This is a genomic window from Rathayibacter sp. AY2B7, from assembly GCF_002931635.1.
In the GTDB taxonomy this organism is placed as follows: Bacteria; Actinomycetota; Actinomycetes; order Actinomycetales; family Microbacteriaceae; genus Rathayibacter.
This window is the reverse complement of the sequence record NZ_PSUC01000058.1, coordinates 1-21,794: the sequence shown is the minus strand read 5'-3', so window position 1 is coordinate 21,794 and position 21,794 is coordinate 1. Positions and strand designations below refer to the sequence as shown.

Sequence of the window (21,794 nt, the reverse complement as noted above, 5' to 3'; positions counted from 1 at the left end):
GACGAACCAGAGGGTGCCGTTGACGTCGCGGATCTGCGTCACCCGGACGCCGACCGACTCGACGACGCCCGTCGCCTGCCCGGTGTCGACGACGTCGCCCGCGAGCTGCGCCTGCGCCTGAAGAAGTCGCTCGACGCACTCGACGTGAAGCTCCCCTCGCTGGCCACCGTCGTCCTCGAGGGCTTCGAGGGGGCGACGAGCGTCGGAGGCGCTAAGCCGCCGCGGACCACGCCCTCGCCCACGATCAGCACCGAGCACGGCAAGCCCGTGCGGCTCCCCCGCGCGCTGCGGCGCGGGAGCGGGACGCCGCCCCAGGACGGCGGCGGCACCTCCGGCCCGACGGGAGCGCGCTCGTGAGCGGCCTGCAGATCGGCGGCACGCCTCCGCTGCGCAGCTTCTGGGAGCACATCGGCGGCCGGCCGACGTTCGAGCGACTGGTCCGCCGCTTCTACGAGGGCGTCCGCGAGGACGAGGTCCTCTGGCCGATGTACCCCGAGCACGACCTCGAGGGCGCGATCCAGCGGCTGACCGGCTTCCTCGAGCAGTACTGGGGCGGGCCGGGCACCTACAGCGAGGAGCGCGGCCACCCGCGCCTGCGGATGCGGCACCAGCCCTTCCGGATCAACCCCGAGGCCCGCGACCACTGGCTCCAGCACATGCGGACGGCCGTCGACGATCTCCAGCTCGCTCCGGCCGACGACGCCCTGCTCTGGGACTACCTGGAGCGCGCCGCCCACGCGATGGTGAACACCTTCGAGGAGTAGCCGCTCAGCCCGGGGTGCGGACCAGCACGTGTCCGCGCCGTGAGGTGAGGCGGCGCCAGGCGCCGCTCTCGAGCAGGGCGACCGGGTCGTCGGCACCGAGGAACCCGAGCGCGAAGAGGGCGAACGCCGCTCCCGCCGGGACGTCCTCGAGGCCGTCGAGCGGGCGGCCCCAGACGCTCGACCGCACGCGGCCGACGATCTGCTCGCCCGTCTCGGAGCCGACGGCCGCCGCGATCTCGTCGATCCCCTCGCGCGCGACGCGCTCCAGGAAGCCCGGGTCCACGGGCTCGCGCCGGGTCCAGCCGCCGCGGGGCGGGGAGACGCCCGCCCAGGGCCCCGCCGTCGCGTCGTCGCCGTCGGGCAGGACGACCGGCTTGCCGTCCGCTCCGCCGGGCTCCCACTGCAGGCGGGCGAGGCGGTCCGACAGCGCACGGATCGGCACGACCCGGTCGAAACCGGCGGGCTCGTCGAGCGCGAAGACGCGCAGGCCCAGCACGGTCGCGGAGCGGTCGAGCAGACCGCGGGGCTGGAGGATCGGCGTGTAGGCGGCCAGCACGTGGTCGTCGGCGAGGAGCCGGACCGCACCGTCCTCGACCCGGGCCGAACGGCCGAGGAAGACGCGCAGATCCGACAGGCTGGGCGGATCCGCCAGGGAGAAGGACGAACTCATCGCGTCGATAAACTTACCCGAGGCCGCTCGCCCCACCGCCCGACACCCCGGAGGTACCGTGCCCGATCCCCTGTCCTCGTTCCTCACCGCGCTCGACCTGACGGACACCGGCGCCCGCACCAGCGAGGACATCTCGACGGGTCCCTCGCAGTGGATGCCCGAGGGGCGGGTCTTCGGCGGCCAGGTCCTCGCGCAGTCGCTCATCGCGGCCGGTCGCACCGTCGAGGGGCGCTCCGTGCACTCGATGCACGGGTACTTCCTCCGCCCCGGGGACGTCTCCCTGCCGATCACGTTCTCGGTCGACCGGATCCACGACGGCCGCTCCTTCTGCACGCGGCGGACGCAGGCCTACCAGAACGGACGCCCCATCCTCTCGATGATCGCCTCGTTCCAGACCGAGGACGAGGGTCTCGACCACCAGGCGCCGATGCCGGAGGGGATCCCCGACCCGGAGTCGCTGCCGAGCACCGCTGAGATCCTCGCGGGGGTCGACCACCCGGTCGGCAGCTTCTGGGCCACGCAGCGCCCCTTCGACGTGCGGCACGTCGAGCAGCCGGTGTACCTCCGGGCCGACCCCGAGCGGGTCGCGCACCAGAGCGTGTGGATGCGCTCGCTCGGACCGCTGCCGGACGATCCGATGCTGCACCGCGCCGCCCTCGCCTACGCGAGCGACTACACGATCCTCGAATCGACGCTCCGCCGGCACGGTGCGGCGTGGACGACGCCCGGCCTGCGGATCGCGAGCCTCGACCACGCGATGTGGTGGCACCGCCCCGCGCGCGTGGACCAGTGGCTCCTCTACGTGCAGGAGGCGCCGAGCGCGTCCGGCGGACGCGGACTCTCGCTCGGGCGCATCTACACGCAGGAGGGCGTGCTCGTGGCGAGCGTCGCCCAGGAGGGCATGGTCCGCGTCCCCCTGGGCTGAGCTCAGCCCCGCTTCGAGAAGGTGATGGGCTCCTCGACGTAGGGGCCCCACGCCTCGCGGAGCTCCTCCGGGATGCGCTGGGGCCTGCCCGTCGCGGCGGTGACCAGTACCAGAGTGGTGGCCGCCTTCGTGAAGAGCACCCGCGGGACGACGCCGGCGGGCGAGTAGAGCTCGTAGCAGACCTCGAGGCTCGCCCCGCCGATCCGCCCGATCCACAGCTCCACGTCGATCGGCGCGCGCATGTACGGGATCGGCGCGAGGTACTCGATCTCCTGCCGGGCGATGAGGCTGATCGACTCGGCACCCGGCCGTGCGTCGAGCACCGCCGTCGCCATCCCGCCGGGCTGCGGCGAGTCCGGCTTCCAGAACGCCTGGATGCGCGCCTCCTCGAGCAGGCGCAGCATCTCGGCGTTGTTCACGTGCGCGTAGGCGTCGAAGTCCGACCAGCGCAGCGGGATGGCGACGTGCAGGCGCATCAGTCGCGGGTGAGCTTGCGGTACGCGGAGCGGTGCGGCTTCGCCGCGTCCGGGCCGAGGCGCTCGATCTTGTTCTCCTCGTACGCCTCGAAGTTGCCCTCGAACCAGTACCAGTTGGCCGGATCCTCCTCGGTGCCCTCGTAGGCGAGGATGTGGGTCGCGATCCGGTCGAGGAACCACCGGTCGTGCGTGATCACCACGGCGCAGCCCGGGAACTCGAGGAGCGCGTTCTCGAGGCTGCCCAAGGTCTCGACGTCCAGGTCGTTGGTGGGCTCGTCGAGCAGGAGCAGGTTGCCGCCCTGCTTGAGCGTCAGCGCGAGGTTGAGGCGGTTCCGCTCGCCGCCGGAGAGGACGCCGGCCTTCTTCTGCTGGTCCGGGCCCTTGAAGCCGAACTGCGAGACGTAGGCGCGGGAGGGGATCTCGGTCTTCCCGACGGTGATGTAGTCGTGCCCGTCGGAGACGACCTCCCACAGGTTCTTCTGCGGGTCGATGCCGCCCCGGCTCTGGTCGACGTAGGAGATGTCGACCGTCTCGCCGATCTTCAGGTCGCCCGAGTCGAGCGGCTCGAAGCCGACGATCGTCTTGAAGAGCGTGGTCTTGCCGACGCCGTTCGGGCCGATGACGCCGACGATGCCGTTGCGGGGCAGCGTGAAGCTGAGGTCGTCGATGAGGACGCGCTCGCCGAACTGCTTGTGCAGCTTCTTCGCGTCGATGACCTGGGAGCCGAGACGTGGGCCCACCGGGATGACGATCTCCTCGAAGTCGAGCACGCGCGTCTTCTCGGCCTCGGCCGCCATCTCCTCGTAGCGCGCCAGGCGCGCCTTCGACTTGGCCTGACGGCCCTTGGCGTTGCTGCGCACCCAGTCGAGCTCGGTGGTGAGCCGCTTGGCGAGCTTGGCGTCCTTCTTGCCCTGGACCTCCAGGCGGGCGCTCTTCTTCTCGAGGTACGTCGAGTAGTTGCCCTCGTAGGGGTAGAGGTGTCCGCGGTCGACCTCGGCGATCCACTCCGCGACGTTGTCGAGGAAGTACCGGTCGTGGGTGACGGCGAGCACGGCGCCGGGGTACTTCGAGAGGAACTGCTCGAGCCAGAGCACGCTCTCGGCGTCGAGGTGGTTGGTGGGCTCGTCGAGCAGCAGCAGGTCGGGCTTCTGCAGGAGGAGCTTGGTGAGCGCCACGCGGCGCTTCTCGCCACCCGAGAGGTTGGTGACGAGGGAGTCCCCCGGCGGGGTGCGCAGCGCGTCCATCGCCTGCTCCAGCTGCGAGTCCAGGTCCCAGGCGTCGGCGGCGTCGATCGCCTCCTGCAGGGTCCCCATCTCGGCGAGGAGGCTGTCGAAGTCGGCGTCCGGGTCGGCCATCGCGAGGGAGATCTCGTTGAAGCGGTCGATCTTGCCCTTGATCTCGCCCACGCCCTCCTGGACGTTCTCGAGGACCGTCTTGGTCTCGTCGAGCTCGGGCTCCTGCATCAGGATGCCGACGGTGTAGCCCGGGCTGAGCCGCGCCTCGCCGTTGCTCGGCGTGTCCAGCCCCGCCATGATCTTCAGGATCGTCGACTTGCCGGCGCCGTTCGGCCCCACAACGCCGATCTTCGCTCCCGGCAGGAACGACATGGTGACGTCGTCCAGGATCAGCTTGTCGCCGACCGCCTTCCGCGCGCGCACCATCGAGTAGATGTATTCAGCCATGCCCAGTCCTCAAGTCCGTCGGTCTGCGCGGAGTCGGGTCGCCCGCCGGTCCCTGCTCCGCGCGGAGGCGCTGACGGAGGCTCGGACCGGGGCGGGACGCCGGGCCCCGGCCGACGCGGAGCGCAGGCCGCGGGACCGTCCGCACCAGTCGAGGATAACGGGAACTCGCCGGTCCGCGTCGGAGGGAGCGTCTCAACGCGGACCGCCCTCCGCTCCGGCAGGGCCGGTGGGGAGGGCGGATCGCGTCAGCGGCCGACGGTTCGGATCAGCTGCAGGGCGTCAGGCGCTCCACCGCCTCGGACAGCGTGTCCGTGCTGCCGAGCAGGATCACCTGCGTCGCCTTGGATGCGGAGATGTCGGCGAGGACCGCGCGGGGCACGCAGGTGGGCTGGACCGCGAAGAGCGGGCTCCCGGTGTAGCCCGCCGCCGTGGCTCCGGCCAGGGCGTCGGGGAACTTCTCACCGGTCGCGAGGTAGACGGTCTTCGCCGAGGTGAAGGCCGCCTTGTTCAGCTTCTCCGACGTGTCGTACCGGTCGGTCCCGCCGATGCGGGTGATCACCGGGCCCGTGATCGAGCGCTCGATGCCGGCGCTGACCGAGAGCGAGGAGCCCGCGATGGTCAGCGTCCTGATCTTGAGGCCGCTGATGATCTGCTGGGTGAGGGGGTCCACCGTGGAGCCGGTGCCGTTGGTCAGCACCACCGGAGCGTCCTTCGCGCCGGCCGCGGCGCTGGCGCTCAGAGCGTCGGGGAACTTCTCGCCCGTCGCCAGCCAGGCGCTCGAGGAGCCGCCGGGGAAGGCGTACTGCAGGATCTTCTTCGACGTGTCGTAGCGGTCGACTCCGCCGAGGCGCGTGATGTTCTTGTTCGTCGCGTACCCGGCCAGGTCGCTGTAGACCTGGCTGCCGACGCTGAGCTCGGAGCCGACGACGACGATCTTCGCGGGCTTGAGACGTGTCAGCTCGGTGCGGACGACCTGGCTCATCGAGTCGCGGTCGACCAGGAGCAGCGGCCCGCCCGCTTTGGCCGCGGCGGGTCCGGCGCTGAGCGCGTCCGGGAAGTTCTGCCCGGTGGCGACGTAGACGACGGGGACGTTCGCCGGGAAGGTGCGCTTGGACACCTCGACCGCGGTGCCCTGACGGTCGGTGCCCGAGATGCGCGAGACGACCGGCGAGCCGGCGGGCGGGGCCGTCGGCGTGGCGGTCGGCGTGGGCGTGACCGGAGGAGTGGTCGGGGTCGGCGTGACCGGCGGGGTGGTCGCGGTGGCCGTCGGGGTCGGCGTGACCGGCGGGGTAGTGGCCCCGCTTCCCGTGACGCGGACTGCGGCGTCCGACGTGATGGTCGCTCCGCGCGGCTGCTGCACCCTGCCGTTGCTGACGCCGGTGACCTGGACGAGGCTGTTGACGCGGTCCTTGTAGGCGTCGTAGGCGCTCGAGGGGATCGTGACGGTGACCTTGGACTGGTCGCTGTCCGCACTCACCTGGGCGGGGATCCGCTCGGTCCTGCTCGGACCGACGTAGGCGGCGAGACCCTGGAGGTCGTAGAAGCCGGGCTGGCTCGTCTCGAGGACGACGGTGTCGCCGCCCTTGACCTCCGGTAGTTCGGCGGCGCTGCTGTACGCGAAGTAGGCGGCGCTGCGCTGCAACGTCTGCGCGGTTCCGCTGAGATCGACCCTGCCGACGCCGCCGGTGCCGGAGGCTCCGGCGACGGAGAGGGTGGCCGATGTGGTCAGCTCGTAGCCGCTGTCGACCGGCTGGCCGATCGGCTCCCGGGGGGTCTTGACGGGCTGCTTCTGCGCCGTGATCTGGAGAGCGACGGTCCCACCGCCGAAGGAGGCGAGGGGCTGCTTCAGGTCGATGCGGAAAGAGCGGCTACCAGAGGCGAGGTTCACCGTCCCGGCGAGGTCGTAGTCGCCTATCGCCCAGTTGTAGGTCGTGAACGCCGGATACGTGCCCGTCGGCCGAGCGGAATCGGACAGCGTGACGTCGAGCCCGGTGACGTCGCCCGCGACGGGGGCGACCTGGGCTGCCGAGAACGTCTCGGTAGTCGACCAGTTGTAGGGGCTGACCAGCGCGGTCATGCGGCTCTCTGCGGCGGCGGCCGCTCCGGCTCCGGTCGTCACTCCCAGGACGACGGCCGCTGTGCTCGCGACCGCGATGGCGGTGCGCATCCACCTCGCTCGCGTCGGCGTCTGCGGACGGGATGTGGTCATGGCGAGTTCCCCCTCGTCGTGGTCCTCGTGCCGAGCGCTCCCGTCGGCACGTCCGTCCCGGTACCCCCGCTGGGGCACACGTGTCGGCCAGGGCAGCCTAACCGTGCGGAGCGGACTCCCGGGGAGGGCAGGCCGGCGTCGATCGCCCCTCCACCAACGGTCCCAGCCGGAGGAGACGGCGCCGATCCTCCTCTCCGCACCGCTCGCAGTGGTCCCCCGGAGGTGCGGGACGGTTTCCCCGCTCTCTCGCGATCGGGAGGCGTGGAGGCATGTCGAGGATCCCTTCGTCCTTCTCGACCCCGACCGGGGCACATGACGGGGCGTCTCGTCTCGAGCGTCGCCGGGTCAGCCGTCGATCGGGACGGTCCGGCCGACCAGGCAGGCGCCGGTCGCGATCGGTGCCGCGATCACCGCCCGCACCCCGCCGCTCTTCGGGCCGTACTGGCCGATGAGGCACGACTCACCGAGCTTGACGGACACCTGCACCGAGTCCGCGTCGAGTCCGACCGAGGTCTCGTCGGCCGTCAGCTGCATCGACTCGCGGGAGAACCCCGCCGCAACGAGCGCGTCGACCACACTGGAGCCGCTCACCTCCGGATCGGGCTCGGCCGCCGCGCGAAGGGTCTGCTCGAACACGGGGAGGTTCTGCTCCGTCGTCCCGCCCGGCACGAAGGCGACGGGTGCGGTGGACTCCGCCGGTGCCGGCGCCTCGGCCGTGGAGGAGGACACCACCGGGTCCGGCGCCGACGGCGACGTGCAGCCGGAGAGGCAGACGGCGAGACCGCCGAGCACGAGCGCGATGCGGGCCGCTCGGTTCCGTGTCACGCCCGGCTCCTCCCGACCGGGACGGCTCTCGCTCCGGTCCCCCGGATCAGAACGGGGTCTCCCCGGATCCTACCGAGAGACCGGGAGCGCCTCCGCCGACGCCCGCCGCTATCGGCGGCTCGGGCGCGGCATCACCGCGGTCATGGCCCGACGCGCCCCAGTCCCCCGCCGCGGCGCCCTCGCGCGGCGCCTCCTCGCTCCACGCGGGCTCGGCGGCGGGGGCGGGAGCAGAGGCGCGCCCGACGGTCTTCGTGAAGCTGCTGGTCCCCCAGGCGAGGTCGTGCCCGATGCCCTCGGCCGTGAGGACCACATCGGTGCCGGCCTTTCCTCCCGCCTCCCAGGCCCTCACCCCGAGCCGCCCGGTGACGAGGATCCGGTCGCCGCGCGACAGGGAGGACAGCGCATTGCCGGCCAGGCCGTTGAACGCGGTGACGGTGTACCAGTTGGTCGAGACGTCGACCCAGCGCTGCTCCGAGCGGTCGTAGCGCCGCTGCGTCGAGGCGAGCCGGAAGCTGGTCATCGCGGTGCCGCTGGAGGTGTCGATGCTCCGCGGCTCGGTGCCGATGGTCCCGATGACGGTCAGCGTGTCGGTCATGGTCGTGTCCTCTCTACTCCTGCCCCGCCACGGCTGCGACGGGCACGGCGCCCGGGCGGAGGGGGCTGGTACCGCTCGGGCGCCGCAGGGCCAGTGTCGCGACGAAGGGCCCGCCTCCGAGGTGGAGGCGGGCCCTTCTGGGGAGAGGACGAGCGGATCGTCCCCTGTGGAGGAGCGTTACGACGCCGTGATGTACCTCGAGTAGGACTTGCGGATCTTGTTCACCTTGGGCAGTGCGACCGCCATGCAGTAGCCCTGGCCCGGGTTCTTCGCGAAGAAGTCCTGGTGGTAGTCCTCGGCGGGGTAGTAGACGCCCAGCGGCGAGATCTCGGTGACGATCGGGCCGTCCCACCACTCGGACGCACGGTCGCGCGCGGTCTCGAACAGCTCCTTCTCCTCGTCGGAGGAGTAGAACATCGCCGAGCGGTACTGCGTGCCGACGTCGTTGCCCTGGCGGTTCAGCTGTCGCGGGTCGTGCAGGGTGAAGAAGACGTCGAGGACGACCTGCTCGGGGATGACCTCGGGGTCGAAGGTGACGGCGACGGCCTCGGCGTGGCCGGTGCGCCCGGAGCAGACGTCCTCGTAGTCGGGCTCGGTCGTGCGGCCGCCGGTGTAGCCGGAGACGACGTCGGTCACGCCGTCGAGGACGCGGTAGACGGCGTCCAGACACCAGAAGCATCCTCCGGCGAGTACGAATGTGCGCATTGCGTGTGACTCACTTCCTGTCGCGTCGACGCGTCCGGGGTGCCGGAGGCGTCAGTCGGTCCAACACGCTCACCGCCCCCTGCATTCCGCGGATCCGCCCCCTGCAATAGAGTCGCGCCGTGAGCTACGACGCCGCCCCCGCCCGCTACGACCGCATGGACTACCGACGCACCGGACGGAGCGGCCTGCTGCTGCCCGCCCTGTCGCTGGGCCTGTGGCACAACTTCGGATCCGACCGCTCCCTCGACACGCAGCGCGCGATCCTCCGCCGCGCCTTCGACCTGGGCGTCACCCACTTCGACCTCGCGAACAACTACGGACCGCCCTACGGCGCCGCCGAGACGGCCTTCGGCCGCATCCTCGCGGAGGACCTCCGCCCGTACCGCGACGAGATCGTCATCTCGTCCAAGGCCGGATACGACATGTGGCCCGGCCCGTACGGGGACGGCGGCTCGCGCAAGTACCTGCTCTCCTCGCTCGACCAGAGCCTGCAGCGGATCGGCGTCGACTACGTCGACGTCTTCTACTCGCACCGGCCGGACCCGGAGACTCCGATCGAGGAGACCATGGGCGCTCTCGTCTCGGCGGTGGAGTCGGGCAAGGCGCTCTACGCCGGCATCTCGAACTACTCGCCCGAGCAGACCCGGGCCGCGCAGGCGGCACTGGCGGGCAGCGGAGTGCCGCTCCTCCTGCACCAGCCCCGCTACTCGCTCTTCGACCGCGGACCCGAGGACGGCCTCTTCCCCGTGCTCGACGAGCTCGGCACCGGCTGCATCGTCTTCTCGCCGCTGGCGCAGGGGCTCCTGACGGACCGCTACCTCGACGGCACCGTGCCGGAGGGGTCCCGTGCGGCGACGTCGCGCTTCCTCTCCTCCGACCGGATCGACGAGGCCTACCTCACGCGGGCCCGCGGTCTGAACGCGATCGCGCAGCAGCGCGGCCAGTCGCTGGCCCAGCTCGCCCTGAGCTGGGTGCTCCGGGTGCCCACCGTCACGAGCGCCATCATCGGAGCGTCGAGCGTCGCGCAGCTCGAGCAGAACGTCGCCGCGCTGGACGCCGGCCCCCTCTCGCAGGAGGAGATCGACGCGATCGAGGAGTTCGCGGTGCACGGCACGACCCTGCGCTGACGGCCCGGCGGGGATGTCGGTGGTCGGCCGTAGTCTGCGACAGCACTCGGCCGGTGGGTGCTCCGAGACTCGAGCAGGAGGAACCGATGTCCCTGTCCACGCTGCACGCCACCCGCACCCCGCCGACGCTCACCCGGGTCAACGCCCGGCTGTGGCGCGTGAGCACCGGCTCGGGCGCCGTGGTCGGTCACATCGAGCTGGTCGAGGATCCGCTCGGCGAGCGGTACCGCGCCCGGCTGCTACGGGCGGGCATGCCCGCCGGCGCCGAGCTCGGCGAGTTCTGGAGCGTCGACGACGCGATCGAGGTCTTCCGCGTCGCCTGACGCGCCGATCCGCCCGGTCGGCGGCGTGCCGACCGGGCCGCGGCGACCGCCCCGGATAGCGTTCGCCCCATGCAGTGGTGGAACGAGTTCATGTCCTGGATCCGCACGAGCGACGGGCACCAGGCGGTCTTCACGGCCGCTGTGGTCCTGCTGGCCGTGGTGGTCGGAGCGATCGTGATCGCCTCCGTCTTCCGAGCGTCCATCGCGCGCCTCATCCGTCAGCAGGATCACGAGCGGAAGAACGCGGTCATCGCGACGCTCGTCGACGCCGCGGTCGACGCCTCGGCCTGGAACGTCCTCAGCAGCCCGGAGCGCGTCCTCAGCGACCGCGCGTCCGCGCAGGCCGAGACGCACCTGCGCCTCCTGCCCGTCAAGGGCTCCGGCGTCGCGGCCAACTGGGCCGCTCACGAGCTCGCCGAGCTGAAGCACACGTCGAGCACCGGCGGCTACCAGACGCAGGCGAGCGTGGGCGAGTTCCGCGACCGCCTCGTGCAGTGGCGGGACAAGCCCGGGCGCGCCCGGAAGGCCTTCCTCGCCGACCTCGAGCGCTGGCGCTTCTCGGAGACGGGTCGAGACCGCTCCGCCGAGTCCGCTCCGTCGTCCGATCGGGCCGCGAGCACCGCCGAGGCCGCTCCCCAGCGCACCGCTCCCCCGGCCGCCGGGCCGACCGCCGTCGCACCGGTCGTCGTCGGCGCGGGCTCCGCCTCCGGCTCTGCAGCCCCGCAGACGCCCACGATCGTCCTCCCCGCGTCGGCCGGGGACGCCTCGCAGGAGGAGACCCGCCGCCTGCTCGCCGACGTCGACCGCCTGGAGGTGCCGTCGCGCGAGCGTCCCGTGGAGGAGCTGCCGCCCGTCGACCCGCAGCGCTCGGCTCCTGCCACCGAGCCGCAGCCGGACGCGGAGCACGACGCGACGCCGTCGGCTCCGGCCGACGGAGACCGAGACGACGTGCCGGCCGACGACGAGGCGGTCGTCCGGGCGGACGAGCCCCGGTTCGAGCGGTCCGCCTCGGACGACGACCGAGGCCAGGAGCGCAGCTCGGTCTGAGTGCTCCCGACCACGAGAAGAAGGCCCCGATCGCGAGTGCGATCGGGGCCTTCTCCGTGGTGCGGGCGGTGCGTGTACTGACTAGCTGTGTGCATCACGTGCACGGGCGACTCGGCCGACCAGTACGGCGAGGGGCGCCGCGACGATCGTCCACGCGACGGCGATTCCACCGAGGATGGCGAGGAGCAGCATGGTCGTACCTCCGTTCGTTACGTCGTTGTAATTCCGGACACCCCAAGACTAGGTGCCTGAATGGCACTCAAACGACTTCGGGTGGGAAACACGCCGGTGTTGCCTCCGATTTGCCGGTGTGTTACTGGTGGAGCGACCGCGAGTCCTCGTCCGAGGGTCACCGGAGCGGAGGAAAACCCCGTGGGTGCCGGGCATCACTCCTCGGAGGAGCGCAGCGCCGCCCGAGGAGAGGCCGCGACGCGGTCGAAGGACGAGCGCGAGGCGTCGTCGATGATCCCCAGGCCACCGGGGACAAGTCCTGAGACCGCGACCGGAGCGCTCCCGATCCGATGGTGCCCCCGGCAGGAATCGAACCTGCGACCAAGAGATTAGAAGGCTCCTGCTCTATCCGCTGAGCTACGGGGGCGGACTCGGACCACGATACCGAAGCGCAGGGGCCGCGCCCGCCGGGGCCTAGGCGCCCCGGACGAGTCCCAGCACTCCCACGACCAGGGAGACCACGGCGAGAGCGAACGACACGCCGATGAGGACCGTGTGCACGCGGAGGAAGGTCGTCGCGCGGCCGTCCGCGTCGCGCGCCCGCGGGTCCTTGCGGACGCGGCGGAGGAAGGGCGGCCAGACGATCGCGTTCCACACGGCGTTGACGATGAGGAGGCAGCAGGCGAGCGTGATCACGAGGGACCAGTGTAGGACGAGCGGGACGGCCGGACCGGGTGTCGGCGGCCGCCGATAGACTGCCCCGCATGAGTAGCGCCCCCGACCGTCTTGTCTGGATCGACTGCGAGATGACGGGGCTCGACCTCTCCGTCGACGAGCTCGTCGAGATCGCCGTCGTCGTCACCGACTTCGAGCTGAACCCGCTCGACGAGGGACTCTCCCTCGTCATCCGGCCCGACGCGACCGCGCTCGAGAACATGGGCGACTTCGTCCGGTCGATGCACGAGACCTCCGGGCTGCTGGTCGAGATCCCCTCCGGCGTCAGCGTCGCGGAGGCCGAGTACGAGGTGCTGGAGTACGTGCTGAAGCACGTCCCGGCGGAGCAGCAGGCCCCCCTCGCCGGCAACTCGATCGGCACCGACCGCGCCTTCCTCGCGAAGTTCATGCCGCGTCTCGACGGCCACCTGCACTACCGCAACGTCGACGTCAGCACGATCAAGGAGCTGGCACGGCGCTGGTTCCCGCGCATCTACTTCAACGCGCCCAAGAAGCACGGCGGACACCGCGCCCTCGCCGACATCCTCGAGAGCATCCGCGAGCTGCAGTACTACCGCCGTGCCGTGTTCGTGGAGCAGCCGGGGCCGAGCACCGCCGAGGTGCAGGCCGTGTCGGCCGCCGTCGTGGACGAGTTCGCCTCGCGGATGTAGTACTCTCGTACAGTTGCTTCGGCGGGTCACCCCGCCGGAACACGCTCCTGGTGGGTATAGCTCAGTTGGCAGAGCGCCTGGTTGTGGTCTAGGAGGTCGCGGGTTCGAGCCCCGTTACTCACCCCAGTGGCTGTGCATGCAGCGGAAGAGGCCCGGAGTTCCGACTCCGGGCCTCTTCGCACATCCGGCGACCGGCAGCGATCGCCGACGCAGAGAGGTCCCGGATGCTCGAGCTGGACGAGGACGCCTTCGAAGCCCTGGTGATCTCCGAGCTCGACGCGCTCCCGGACGACATGGTCGACGGGCTCGACAACGTCGTGTTCGTCGTGGAGGACCGGCCCGAGGACGGGACCCTGGATCTGCTCGGCTACTACGACGGCGTCGCCCTCACCGAGCGCGAGCGCTACGGCTTCGGCGAGATGCCCGACCGCATCGTGCTGTTCCGCGAGCCGCACCTCGCCGCGTGCGACGATCTGGACGCGCTGCGCGACGAGATCCACGTCACGCTCGTCCACGAGATCGCCCACTTCTACGGCATCGACGACGACCGGCTGCACGAGCTCGGCTGGGCCTGATCGCCGCCGAGGGCGAGCCTCCCACCGGCATCCGCGCGTCGCCGCGCTCGGAGGGGACCCCTCAGCCGCGCACCGCTCCCCCGCCGCCCGTGTCCAGCACGAGGTCGGCGTTCTCCCGGGGCCGCTCCCGAGCGCAGTAGGAGCGGAAGTCGCGGTCCCAGGCGTCCCAGTGCGGAGCGAAGAGCTCGCCGTCGCGCTCGAGCGCGCGCACGCGCCGCACCTCGTCGTCGGCCTCGAGCCAGACCACCAGATCGGCGTGGCGGCGCGCGGCGGCGCCGGCCGATCCGCAGCCCTCCAGCACGAGAAGCGTCTCGCGGACGACGCGGCGCCCGGCCGTCGTCCCCGCGGCCCAGTTCCAGGGCCGCCAGTGCGCCGCGAGGCCGAGGCCGTGGGGGCGGACGAGCGTCCCGGCCGTCTCCCGTGACGCCCGGTCCAGGCCCGTCCAGCCGGGGTAGAGGTCGTCCATCCGCACGAGCGCGACCGACGATGCCGCCGGCGCGAGACGGAGCTGCTCGACCAGCGCGCGCGCGAACGTCGACTTGCCGGAGCCGCTCGGTCCGTCCAGCAGCACCGTCCGACGACGCCGCGCGATCACGGAGCGGGCGAGGTCGCCCGCCGTGTGATCCGTCAGCGGCAGGATCCGCTCAGCCATGCAGGACGAAGCTCCAGGAGCCGGTGACGACGGCGGCGGTCACGGCGACGGCAGCGATCAGCACTCCGCCCGCGAGCAGCAGGAGGTCGCCGGCTCCGAGGCGCGACTGCCGCGCCCAGGTGCGCGGGACGCCGGAGCCGAAGCCCTTCGCCTCCATCGCCGTCGCGAGCCTGCTCCCCCGCCGGATGGCCAGCACGAGCAGCGAGAACGTGCGGGCCGCGAGGCTGCGGAGCGCCTCGACGGGCCCGCGGCCGTCGGCGACCCCGCGGGCGCGGCGGGCCATCGACAGGGTGCGCCAGTCGTCGACGAGCAGACCGACGAGCCGCATGCCGGCGAGAGCGCCGAGCACGAAGCGCGAGGGCAGTCGCAGGATCTGCGCGAGGCCGTCCGCCAGGTCGGTCGGGTCGGTGGTGGCGATGAGGACCACGCTCGGCAGTCCGATCGCCAGGACGCGCAGCGCGATGGCCAGCCCGAGGGCGACGGATCCCTCCGTGACCGAGACGAGGAGGAACTCCGCGTAGACGGCGCCGCTGTCACGCCCGTAGAGGACTGTCGAGAGGCCCGCGAGGGGAGCCGCGATCCAGACGGGAGCCGTCCGCCGCACGAGCTCACCCGCCCGGAGCCCCGCGAAGGGCAGAACCAGCAGCTCGAGCGCCAGCGCCGTCGCCGCGGAGACCGCATCGACCGTGAGGAGGAGCGCGAACGCGATGACCAGGCTGGCGAGGAGCTTGGCGACCGGGTTGGCCCGGGCGATCCGGCTGCGCGCGGGAACGGAGTCGAGGAGCGTCATCCCGACACCGCCTCGCGGGCGCCGAGGGTGACGGCCGAGTCGGCGAGGGCGGCGACCAGCGCCTCGTCGTGGGTGACGGCGAGCACCGCCGTGCCCGCGTCGCGCTGCTCGGCGAGGAGGTCGACGAGCACCTCCCAGGTCAGGCGGTCCTGCCCGAACGTCGGCTCGTCGAGGACGAGCACGGACGGCGACCGGGTGAGGGCGGACGCGACGGCCAGGCGCCGCTTCTCGCCTCCGGAGAGGGTGAACGGGTTGGCGTCGGCGAGGTGCGCGAGGCCGAGGCGCTCCAGGAGCTCCTCCGCCCGATGCCGCTCCGTCTCGTCGCGGGCGCCCAGCGCGAGCTCGGCGCGCACGCGAGCGGTGAGGAACTGGTGCTCCGGCTCCTGGAACACCATCGCGATCCGTCCGGCGAGCTGAGCCGAGGTCCAGCGGATCGGCTCGGGGCCCGCACCGGCGCGGAGCGACTCGGAGGCGGTCACTCGCCCCGCGACCGGCGGCAGGAGACCGGCCAGCGTGAGCGCGAGGGTCGATTTCCCTGCGCCGTTGGGTCCCAGCACGGCCGTGGCCCGCGCGGAGTCGACGGCGAGCTCGAGCCCCGAGGCCACGATGGTCGAGCGGCGGCGCCCGAGGACGGGACGGCCGATGGCGAGGTCGTGCGCGCTCAGGGCGACGGGCGAGGGCAGCACGCTCGCCCCGCGCCGGGCGGGGGTGTCACCGGGCAGCCAGACGCCGGAGGCGCGGAGCACGTCGTGCGCCCGATCGAGGACCTCGACCGGAGCGCCGTCCGCGACGACCGCGCCGTCCCGCCCGAGCACCACGATCCGGTCGACGAGGCCGACCCACACGTCGACCCGGTGCTCGACGACGATCAGCGTCGCCCCCGTGCGGGCGGCCGTGCGCTCCACCGCCGCCCGCACCTCGCGCACGCCGTCCGGATCGAGGTTGGCGGTGGGCTCGTCGAGGAGCAGGAGCCGCGGACGCATGGCGAGCACACCCGCCAGGGCGAGCCTCTGCTTCTGCCCGCCCGAGAGCGCCGAGGTGGAGTGGTCCAGCGGCACGTCGAGCCCGACGTCGCCGAGCGCCTCCCGCACTCGCGCGGGGATCTCCTCGCGCGGCACGCCGAGGTTCTCGCAGGCGAACGCGACGTCGTCGCCGACCCGCGCCAGGACCGCCTGGGTGTCCGGATCCTGCAGCACGAGCCCCGCGACACCGCGCCGGGTGAGCGGCGCCGCTCCGTCGATCTCGAGCTCGCCGGCCGCGGAGCCGTCCTCCTCCCCGCCGAGGACGCCGGCCAGGGCGTGCAGCAGCGTGCTCTTGCCCGCACCGGAGGGGCCGAGGAGCAGCACGCGCTCCCCCGGCTCCAGCGCGAGATCGAGGCCGGAGAGGGCGTCGCGGGACCGTCCCGCATGCCGCCAGCTCCAGCCCCGCGCCCGGACGGAGGCGCCGCTCATCGAGCGCCCGCGCCGGCTCCCTCGACCGTCCGGCCCTCGCGCCCGGAGGCGAAGCGGTCCAGCGCTCCCGAGGCCGCGAGCCCCCGCACCGCGAACCAGGACAGCAGCCCGGCCAGGAGCGCGCCCGAGACGATCGAGGAGGCGACGTAGACGGTCTTGAAGAGCGCGTCGTTGACGGCGTAGTACGACAGCAGGTCGTTGATCGCGAGGGCCAGCCCGGCACCGGCACCGGCCAGCATCGCGACGAGCGGACGGCCGCTGCGGTAGAGGAAGAGCGCCAGGACGATCTCCGCGCCGAGTCCCTGCACGAGTCCGGAGATCAGCACGGTGAAGCCCCACTGGGTGCCGATCAGAGCCGACACGGCCGCGGCGACCAGCTCGGTGTAGAGAGCGGCTCCGGGCTTGCGGATGATCAGGCCGCCGAGGACGCCGGCGAAGAGCCAGCCGCCGCCGAGGAGCCCGCCGAGCCCGGGCAGGAACTCGAAGGCGAGGCCGAGGACGTTCGTCGCCAGGCCCCAGGCCCAGAAGACGATCCCGCTCGCGACGGCGACGACGCTCGCCACCACGATGTCGACGACCCGCCAGCGCAGATCGCGCCGGGCCGGGGCGGAGGAGGTGAGGTTCTGCGTGTTCTGCGCGTTCGTGTTCTGCGCGTTCGTGTTCTGCACTGACGTGCCCTTTCGTGGAAGCGAATGGAGGGCACGGGTTGGTAAGAGGAGATCGAAACGTTCCTTCGCTGGCATGACCCAGATCAGGTTCGACGGTCGAAGGCTGCGGCCTTCCTCTCAGCCCGGTGCACCGGACTCCCGTGTTCGTCGGCAATCATAGACGTCATGTCGTGGTCGGTGGTCGTCGTCCTGGCCGTGCTGCTCATCGTCCTGCTGCAGGCCCTGCTCTGGCAGCGCCGTGCGCGGATCCGCCGCGAGCTGCTCAGCTACGGCACGCGGGTGCCCGCTCGCGTCGTCGGGCCGGATCCGGCACGCGGCGATCGCGATTCTGCACGGGATCTGGGCCGGCTCCTGGTCGTCTACCGGACCGCCGAGGGTGTGGAGAAGCGCGCGCAGAAATACCCGCTGAAGCGGGGGGACGCGTGGATGGCCGGTGAGCCCGCCGCGGTGATCTACGACCCCCGCCGGCCGGACGACGCCGAGCGGCTGATCGTCGGCTTCGGCCGGACGAAGAAGAAGTGGTACCCCGCGCGCCAGCAGCGCGCCAGCTGACGCGGGGCCGCTCCGGCTACTTCTTGAGGGCGCGGATGATGCGCGCGAGGGCCTTGCCGGTCACCCAGACGAAGGGGATGCCGACGGCGAGGACCGAGATCACGTTCGGCTGGAACCGCAGGCCGAGGTCGTCCTTGATGTAGGCGCCGATCGGGATGACCGTGGCGCCGCCGCCCCCGCCGCCGCCCTCCTGGCCGTCCTCGGAGCCGCTGCCTCCGCCGAAGCCGAACCAGCGGAGGGCGACGGGGACGAGCGAGACGCCGTCGACGGTGACGGGCTCGCCGTAGATCGTCGCGGTACCCGCGGTGGTGACGGTGTCGGCCAGGGAGACTGCGATGTTGGGCATGGTGCGACGGTACTCCGCGGCTCTCCGCGGCGACAAGCGGCCCGCCGGGGCGCACAGGACTCGTCCATGGACCTCCGGGGACCTGCTGCCATGATCGACGAATGTCCGCCCGCACCCGCCGCCGCCGCCCCGTGCGCTCGGCCGCGGTGGCGGTCGCGAGCCTCGTGCTCGCAGCCTTCCTCGCCTTCCACCGCGCGCTGCCCGATCCGATCGGCTGGCTGTCGGTCCTCGAGGTCGGGATCCCCTGGACGGGGCTCCTCGTGCTGCTCCTCATCGCGGCCGCGGCGGCCCTCCGGTCGCGCCGGACAGCGGCCGCGGTCACCGTGCTGGCGATGGTCTACGGCGTGCTGGTGCTGCCGGTCGCACTGCCGGCGCCGGCCGTGCGCTCCGGCTCGTTCACCGTCGTCAGCCAGAACATCGAGACGAGCGGCGACGCCGGCGGGCTCGCCGCCTCGCTCGCCGCCCGCGGCCCCGACGTGATCGCGCTGCAGGAGCTCGACGGAGACGCTGTGGACGCGGTCGACGCCGAGCTGGCCGACGAGTACCCGTACTCGTCCGTCTCGAGCACCGTCGGCGTCTGGAGCCGGACCGAGCTGACCGACGAGGAGCCGCTCGACCTCGGTCTCGGCTGGGAGCGCGCGCTCGCCGTCGACGTCGACACGCCGGTCGGCGGCGCTCGCCTGTTCGTGGTGCACCTGGCCTCGTTCCGGCCGGGCGACCACGAGGAGCGGGACACCATGCTCTCGAACCTCGCCACCGCTCTCCGAGACGACGAGTCGGAGCGGACACTGGTCATCGGCGATTTCAACACGCCGACGGACGACCACCTGTTCGCTCCGGTGCTGGCGGAGGCGGGCCTCGTCCGCACGGGCGGTGTCGGCTTCCCGGCGACCTGGCCGTCCCTGCTGCCGCTCGTCTCGCTCGACCACGCGCTCGCCGACGGCGTCACCGCCGCGACCGTCGCGGTCCTGCCGCCGAACGGCTCCGACCACCGCCCGATCAGTCTGACGATCGGTTCCGCGTAGCGAGCGTGTCGCTGAGGTCGATCCCCTTGGCCGACTCGGGAGCCGACCGGGACAGGAGCGAGGCGGGACGCACGGCCCCGGAGCCGAAGCGGGCGGCCACGCCGTCGACAGCGAGCTCCGCGTCGCGCCAGTCGTCGGAGTCGCTCCACAGGGAGAACGCGACGTCGTCGCCCTCGACCAGCTGCTCGCCGCGCACGCCGATCAGCCGCACGGGCCGCCGCATCGGGTTGGCCGCCTCGAGGAGCGCGGAGGAGGCCTCGTAGAGGACCCGGGCCACGTCCGTCGCCTCGACGAGCGTGCGGGAGCGGGTGAGGGTGCTGAAGTCGCCGAAGCGCACCTTCACCGCGACGGTGCGACAGCGCACTCCCGAGCGGCGCATCCGCACGGCGACCTTGTCGCAGAGCCGCAGCAGCTCACGACGGACGAGCTCGGGGTCGGCCACGTCGTCGGCGAACGTGATCTCGTGTCCGGCGCTCTTCTCGATCTGGCGGGTGTCGACCGGCCGCGGATCCACCCCGTTCGCCAGGGCGTGCAGGCGCCTCCCGGTCGCCTCGCCGAGGGCGGACACCAGCGACGGCAGCGGGGTGGTCGCGACGTCGGCGACGGTGCGCAGACCGCGGCGCAGAAGCGCCTCCTCCGTGCTCGCGCCGACTCCCCACAGCGCGCTCACGGGCAGCGGATCGAGGAACTCGCGGACGCCGTCGGCGGGGACGACCAGCAGACCGTCGGGCTTGGAGCGGCCGGAGGCGAGCTTGGCGACGAACTTGGTGCTGGCGATCCCGACCGAGCAGGTCAGCCCGAGCTCGGCGTGCACCCGGCGGCGGATCTCGGTGCCGATCGCGAACGGCGAGCCCGAGATGCGGCGGGCACCCGCGACGTCGAGGAACGCCTCGTCGATGCTCAGACGCTCGACCAGCGGCGTGAAGGAGTCGAAGATCGCCATGACGCGGCGAGAGGCCTCGCGGTAGCGCTCCATGTGCGGCTCGAGGACCACGGCCTGCGGGCAGCGGCGGAGGGCGACCGCCATGGGCATCGCCGAGTTGACGCCGTAGCGGCGCGCCTCGTAGGTCGCCGCTGTGACGACGGAGCGCGCTCCGTGGTGGCCCACGATGACCGGCCTCCCGCGCAGATCCGGCCGGTCGAGCAGCTCGACGGAGGCGAAGAACGCGTCCATGTCGATGTGCATGATGCTCGCGCGCGGGTCGTCGAAGGGCTCGGTCGTGACCTGCCGCCCCGTGCCGTCCTGCTTGCTCACGCCGCTCCGTCCTGCTCGACCACACCTCCGGACATGATCGCACCCACCACCGACATCGGCTTCCCGGCCGCTGCGCCCGGGCCGGCCGGGAATGAGCGCCGACCACTCGCGGTTGACCCGAGCACCACGACGCTCCGGAGAGACCATGACGCACGAGCAGCCCGACTCCCCCACCGCCACCGAGACCGGCCCCGGCGCCGAAATGAGCCGCTGGCTCGATCTGCAGGACCGCGCCCACCGCGCCTTCGAGCTCCGGCTGAGCGCCGTCGAGGACTGGTCGGCCCCCACGCCCGACACCGAGTGGGACACGCGCGCTCTGGTGCTGCACGTCGTCCGCGAGCAGCAGCGCGCGCACACGCTCCTCTCGGGGGGCGACGAGTCGGCGCTGCGCCTCGAGTCCGTCGCCACCGATCTGAGGAGCGAGTGGCGTCGCGTGACCGACCGCCTGCGCGACGCTGTCCGCACCGTCGACCCGGCTGCGACCGTGCAGCTGGGGCGCGACACCGTCAGCGCCGTCGAGCTGCTGCAGGAGCAGACGGCCGATGTGACCGTCCACGCCTGGGACCTCGCCCGCGCGACCGGCAGCGACGAGCGGCTGGACGAGGAGCTCGTCGCAGCGGTCTGGGAGCTCTTCGCACCCCAGGAGGAGACCCTGCGCGCGAGCGGCCTCTACGCCGCGCCCGTGCCGGTCGACGACGCCGCCTCCCTCCAGAGCCGCCTGCTCGCCATCACCGGACGCGACGACCGCCTCGCCGCCTGACGACCCGGCGCCCGAACGCCGTCAAGGCCTGGGGGCGCCCAGGGACGCCGCGGCAGTATGGAGGGGACCACGAACACGGGGCGACCCGCCCCGACGAGGAGAGGAACGTCCATGACACGCATCGCCGTCATCGGAGCTCACGGCAAGGTGGGGCAGCAGATCCTGCACCTGCTCTACGACGCCGGCCACGAGTCGGTCGGAGTGATCCGCAACCCCGATCACGCCGAGGACATCGTCCGGCTGGGCGGCGAGCCGCTCGTGCACGACCTCGAGGACACGACGCCCGAGGCCTTCGCCGAGGCGCTGGGCCACGTCGACGGCATGGTCTTCACCGCCGGAGCCGGACCCGACTCGGGCCCGGAGCGCAAGCGCACCGTCGACCTGGGGGCGTCCGTCCTCAGCCAGAAGGCCGCCGCGATCGTCGGGGTCCAGCACTTCGTGCAGGTCAGTGCGATCGGTGTGGACGAGCCGCTCCCCGAGGACACGGAGGAGGGCTGGAAGGCCTACGTCGAGGCCAAGCGCGACGCCGACGCGGCACTGCGCGACTCCGGCCTCGACTACACGATCCTCCGCCCGGGCGGGCTGACGGACGACGAGGGCACCGGCACGATCACGCTCGGCACCTCCGTGGAGAAGGGGAGCATCCCGCGAGCGGACGTCGCCGCGACGGTGATCGCCGCCCTGGCGCAGCCGACCTCCATCGCGAAGACGTGGGAGATCGTCTCCGGTCCCACCCCGATCGAGGACGCGGTGGCTCAGGGAGCCTGAGCCCCGGCACCTCCTCCTAGAGTGGGGCGGGTGAGCACCCACCCGCCC

The 21,794-nt window shown here is 72.3% G+C and carries 25 protein-coding genes, 2 tRNA genes, 1 pseudogene and 1 riboswitch; of the genes and pseudogenes, 12 read left to right on the top strand and 16 right to left on the bottom strand.

Annotated features, from left to right (window positions below):
- Positions 1-99, bottom strand: a pseudogene (locus C5C27_RS18845) (mechanosensitive ion channel domain-containing protein); the annotation flags it as partial.
- A gap of 254 nt (positions 100-353) precedes the next feature.
- Between C5C27_RS18845 and C5C27_RS10690 the strand changes: the two are divergent.
- Positions 354-764 carry a globin gene (locus C5C27_RS10690; RefSeq protein ID WP_308471193.1) on the top strand — a complete coding sequence of 137 codons (411 nt, stop codon included), beginning with the start codon at positions 354-356 and terminating at the stop codon, positions 762-764.
- A gap of 4 nt (positions 765-768) precedes the next feature.
- Here the strand turns inward: C5C27_RS10690 and C5C27_RS10685 are convergent, their stop codons facing one another.
- Positions 769-1,434, bottom strand: a complete 666-nt coding sequence (locus C5C27_RS10685) for a hypothetical protein (protein WP_104247302.1) — start codon at positions 1,432-1,434, stop codon at positions 769-771.
- 58 nt (positions 1,435-1,492) lie between these two features.
- On the opposite strand from C5C27_RS10685, the gene C5C27_RS10680 reads away from it, so the two are divergent.
- On the top strand, positions 1,493-2,359 hold the full coding sequence (locus tag C5C27_RS10680; protein WP_244230637.1) for an acyl-CoA thioesterase II: 867 nt from the start codon (positions 1,493-1,495) through the stop codon (positions 2,357-2,359).
- 2 nt (positions 2,360-2,361) lie between these two features.
- On the opposite strand, the gene C5C27_RS10675 is transcribed toward C5C27_RS10680, so the two are convergent.
- The 6 genes from C5C27_RS10675 to msrA all read right to left on the bottom strand — a co-directional run bounded on the left by C5C27_RS10675 (position 2,362) and on the right by msrA (position 8,851).
- Complete coding sequence (locus tag C5C27_RS10675; protein WP_104223707.1) at positions 2,362-2,835, bottom strand: thioesterase family protein; 474 nt, start codon at positions 2,833-2,835, stop codon at positions 2,362-2,364.
- Positions 2,835-4,517: an energy-dependent translational throttle protein EttA gene (gene ettA, locus C5C27_RS10670; protein ID WP_104223708.1), complete on the bottom strand. Its 1,683-nt coding sequence runs from the start codon at positions 4,515-4,517 to the stop codon at positions 2,835-2,837. The genes C5C27_RS10675 and ettA overlap by 1 nt, the downstream gene beginning before the upstream one ends.
- 265 nt (positions 4,518-4,782) lie before the next feature.
- Positions 4,783-6,726 carry a cell wall-binding repeat-containing protein gene (locus tag C5C27_RS10665; RefSeq protein ID WP_104314361.1) on the bottom strand — a complete coding sequence of 648 codons (1,944 nt, stop codon included), beginning with the start codon at positions 6,724-6,726 and terminating at the stop codon, positions 4,783-4,785.
- 345 nt (positions 6,727-7,071) lie between these two features.
- Positions 7,072-7,551, bottom strand: a complete 480-nt coding sequence (locus tag C5C27_RS10660; RefSeq protein WP_104314360.1) for a DUF6993 domain-containing protein — start codon at positions 7,549-7,551, stop codon at positions 7,072-7,074.
- 46 nt (positions 7,552-7,597) lie between these two features.
- The gene (locus C5C27_RS10655) at positions 7,598-8,146 is read right to left on the bottom strand and encodes a single-stranded DNA-binding protein (RefSeq protein WP_104314359.1); all 549 of its coding nucleotides are present in this window, start codon (positions 8,144-8,146) and stop codon (positions 7,598-7,600) included.
- A 177-nt stretch (positions 8,147-8,323) separates the two neighbouring features.
- The gene (gene msrA / locus C5C27_RS10650) at positions 8,324-8,851 is read right to left on the bottom strand and encodes a peptide-methionine (S)-S-oxide reductase MsrA (protein ID WP_104223713.1); all 528 of its coding nucleotides are present in this window, start codon (positions 8,849-8,851) and stop codon (positions 8,324-8,326) included.
- 119 nt (positions 8,852-8,970) lie between these two features.
- On the opposite strand from msrA, the gene C5C27_RS10645 reads away from it, so the two are divergent.
- The 3 genes from C5C27_RS10645 (at position 8,971) to C5C27_RS10635 (ending at position 11,348) form a co-directional block, all read left to right on the top strand.
- On the top strand, positions 8,971-9,978 hold the full coding sequence (locus C5C27_RS10645) for an aldo/keto reductase (protein WP_104223714.1): 1,008 nt from the start codon (positions 8,971-8,973) through the stop codon (positions 9,976-9,978).
- 86 nt (positions 9,979-10,064) lie between these two features.
- Entirely contained in the window at positions 10,065-10,301 is a 237-nt protein-coding gene (locus C5C27_RS10640; RefSeq protein WP_104223715.1) for a hypothetical protein, read from the top strand.
- A gap of 69 nt (positions 10,302-10,370) precedes the next feature.
- Complete coding sequence (locus tag C5C27_RS10635; protein WP_104314358.1) at positions 10,371-11,348, top strand: hypothetical protein; 978 nt, start codon at positions 10,371-10,373, stop codon at positions 11,346-11,348.
- A gap of 522 nt (positions 11,349-11,870) precedes the next feature.
- On the opposite strand, the gene C5C27_RS10630 is transcribed toward C5C27_RS10635, so the two are convergent.
- Positions 11,871-11,946, bottom strand: a tRNA-Arg gene (locus tag C5C27_RS10630).
- 47 nt (positions 11,947-11,993) lie between these two features.
- On the bottom strand, positions 11,994-12,215 hold the full coding sequence (locus C5C27_RS10625; RefSeq protein ID WP_104314357.1) for an SCO4848 family membrane protein: 222 nt from the start codon (positions 12,213-12,215) through the stop codon (positions 11,994-11,996).
- A 68-nt stretch (positions 12,216-12,283) separates the two neighbouring features.
- Here C5C27_RS10625 and orn point away from each other — a divergent pair, with 68 nt between their 5' ends.
- From orn to C5C27_RS10610, 3 genes are all read left to right on the top strand, one after another.
- Positions 12,284-12,904, top strand: coding sequence for an oligoribonuclease (orn, locus tag C5C27_RS10620; RefSeq protein ID WP_104223718.1), 621 nt, complete (start codon positions 12,284-12,286; stop codon positions 12,902-12,904).
- Positions 12,905-12,954: 50 nt separating this feature from the next.
- A tRNA-His gene (locus C5C27_RS10615) sits at positions 12,955-13,030 on the top strand.
- A gap of 98 nt (positions 13,031-13,128) precedes the next feature.
- On the top strand, positions 13,129-13,479 hold the full coding sequence (locus C5C27_RS10610) for a metallopeptidase family protein (protein ID WP_104223719.1): 351 nt from the start codon (positions 13,129-13,131) through the stop codon (positions 13,477-13,479).
- Between the two features lie 61 nt (positions 13,480-13,540).
- Here C5C27_RS10610 and C5C27_RS10605 read toward each other — a convergent pair whose 3' ends face one another.
- Genes C5C27_RS10605 through C5C27_RS10590 form a run of 4 tightly spaced genes read right to left on the bottom strand, consistent with a single transcriptional unit; the run spans position 13,541 to position 17,040 of the window.
- Positions 13,541-14,131 (bottom strand): AAA family ATPase, encoded by a 591-nt coding sequence (locus C5C27_RS10605; RefSeq protein ID WP_181133507.1) that lies wholly within the window; start codon positions 14,129-14,131, stop codon positions 13,541-13,543.
- Positions 14,124-14,921, bottom strand: coding sequence for an energy-coupling factor transporter transmembrane protein EcfT (locus tag C5C27_RS10600; RefSeq protein WP_104314356.1), 798 nt, complete (start codon positions 14,919-14,921; stop codon positions 14,124-14,126). The genes C5C27_RS10605 and C5C27_RS10600 overlap by 8 nt, the downstream gene beginning before the upstream one ends.
- Complete coding sequence (locus tag C5C27_RS10595) at positions 14,918-16,372, bottom strand: ABC transporter ATP-binding protein (RefSeq protein WP_104314355.1); 1,455 nt, start codon at positions 16,370-16,372, stop codon at positions 14,918-14,920. The genes C5C27_RS10600 and C5C27_RS10595 overlap by 4 nt, the downstream gene beginning before the upstream one ends.
- Entirely contained in the window at positions 16,369-17,040 is a 672-nt protein-coding gene (locus C5C27_RS10590) for an ECF transporter S component (protein ID WP_104314354.1), read from the bottom strand. The genes C5C27_RS10595 and C5C27_RS10590 overlap by 4 nt, the downstream gene beginning before the upstream one ends.
- Before the next feature lie 43 nt (positions 17,041-17,083).
- A riboswitch (TPP riboswitch) is annotated at positions 17,084-17,191 on the bottom strand.
- Between the two features lie 14 nt (positions 17,192-17,205).
- On the opposite strand from C5C27_RS10590, the gene C5C27_RS10585 reads away from it, so the two are divergent.
- Entirely contained in the window at positions 17,206-17,592 is a 387-nt protein-coding gene (locus tag C5C27_RS10585; RefSeq protein WP_104223723.1) for a DUF3592 domain-containing protein, read from the top strand.
- 16 nt (positions 17,593-17,608) lie between these two features.
- On the opposite strand, the gene C5C27_RS10580 is transcribed toward C5C27_RS10585, so the two are convergent.
- Positions 17,609-17,938, bottom strand: coding sequence for a hypothetical protein (locus C5C27_RS10580; protein WP_104223724.1), 330 nt, complete (start codon positions 17,936-17,938; stop codon positions 17,609-17,611).
- A 101-nt stretch (positions 17,939-18,039) separates the two neighbouring features.
- On the opposite strand from C5C27_RS10580, the gene C5C27_RS10575 reads away from it, so the two are divergent.
- Positions 18,040-18,963 carry an endonuclease/exonuclease/phosphatase family protein gene (locus tag C5C27_RS10575; RefSeq protein WP_104314353.1) on the top strand — a complete coding sequence of 308 codons (924 nt, stop codon included), beginning with the start codon at positions 18,040-18,042 and terminating at the stop codon, positions 18,961-18,963.
- On the opposite strand, the gene dinB is transcribed toward C5C27_RS10575, so the two are convergent.
- Complete coding sequence (dinB, locus tag C5C27_RS10570) at positions 18,938-20,218, bottom strand: DNA polymerase IV (RefSeq protein ID WP_104226745.1); 1,281 nt, start codon at positions 20,216-20,218, stop codon at positions 18,938-18,940. The two genes, C5C27_RS10575 and dinB, sit on opposite strands and share 26 nt — an antisense overlap.
- A 145-nt stretch (positions 20,219-20,363) precedes the next feature.
- On the opposite strand from dinB, the gene C5C27_RS10565 reads away from it, so the two are divergent.
- Both C5C27_RS10565 and C5C27_RS10560 read left to right on the top strand, forming a co-directional pair.
- On the top strand, positions 20,364-20,978 hold the full coding sequence (locus tag C5C27_RS10565) for a TIGR03086 family metal-binding protein (protein ID WP_244229430.1): 615 nt from the start codon (positions 20,364-20,366) through the stop codon (positions 20,976-20,978).
- A gap of 111 nt (positions 20,979-21,089) precedes the next feature.
- On the top strand, positions 21,090-21,746 hold the full coding sequence (locus C5C27_RS10560; RefSeq protein ID WP_104223727.1) for an SDR family oxidoreductase: 657 nt from the start codon (positions 21,090-21,092) through the stop codon (positions 21,744-21,746).
- The last annotated feature ends 48 nt before the right edge of the window (positions 21,747-21,794 follow it).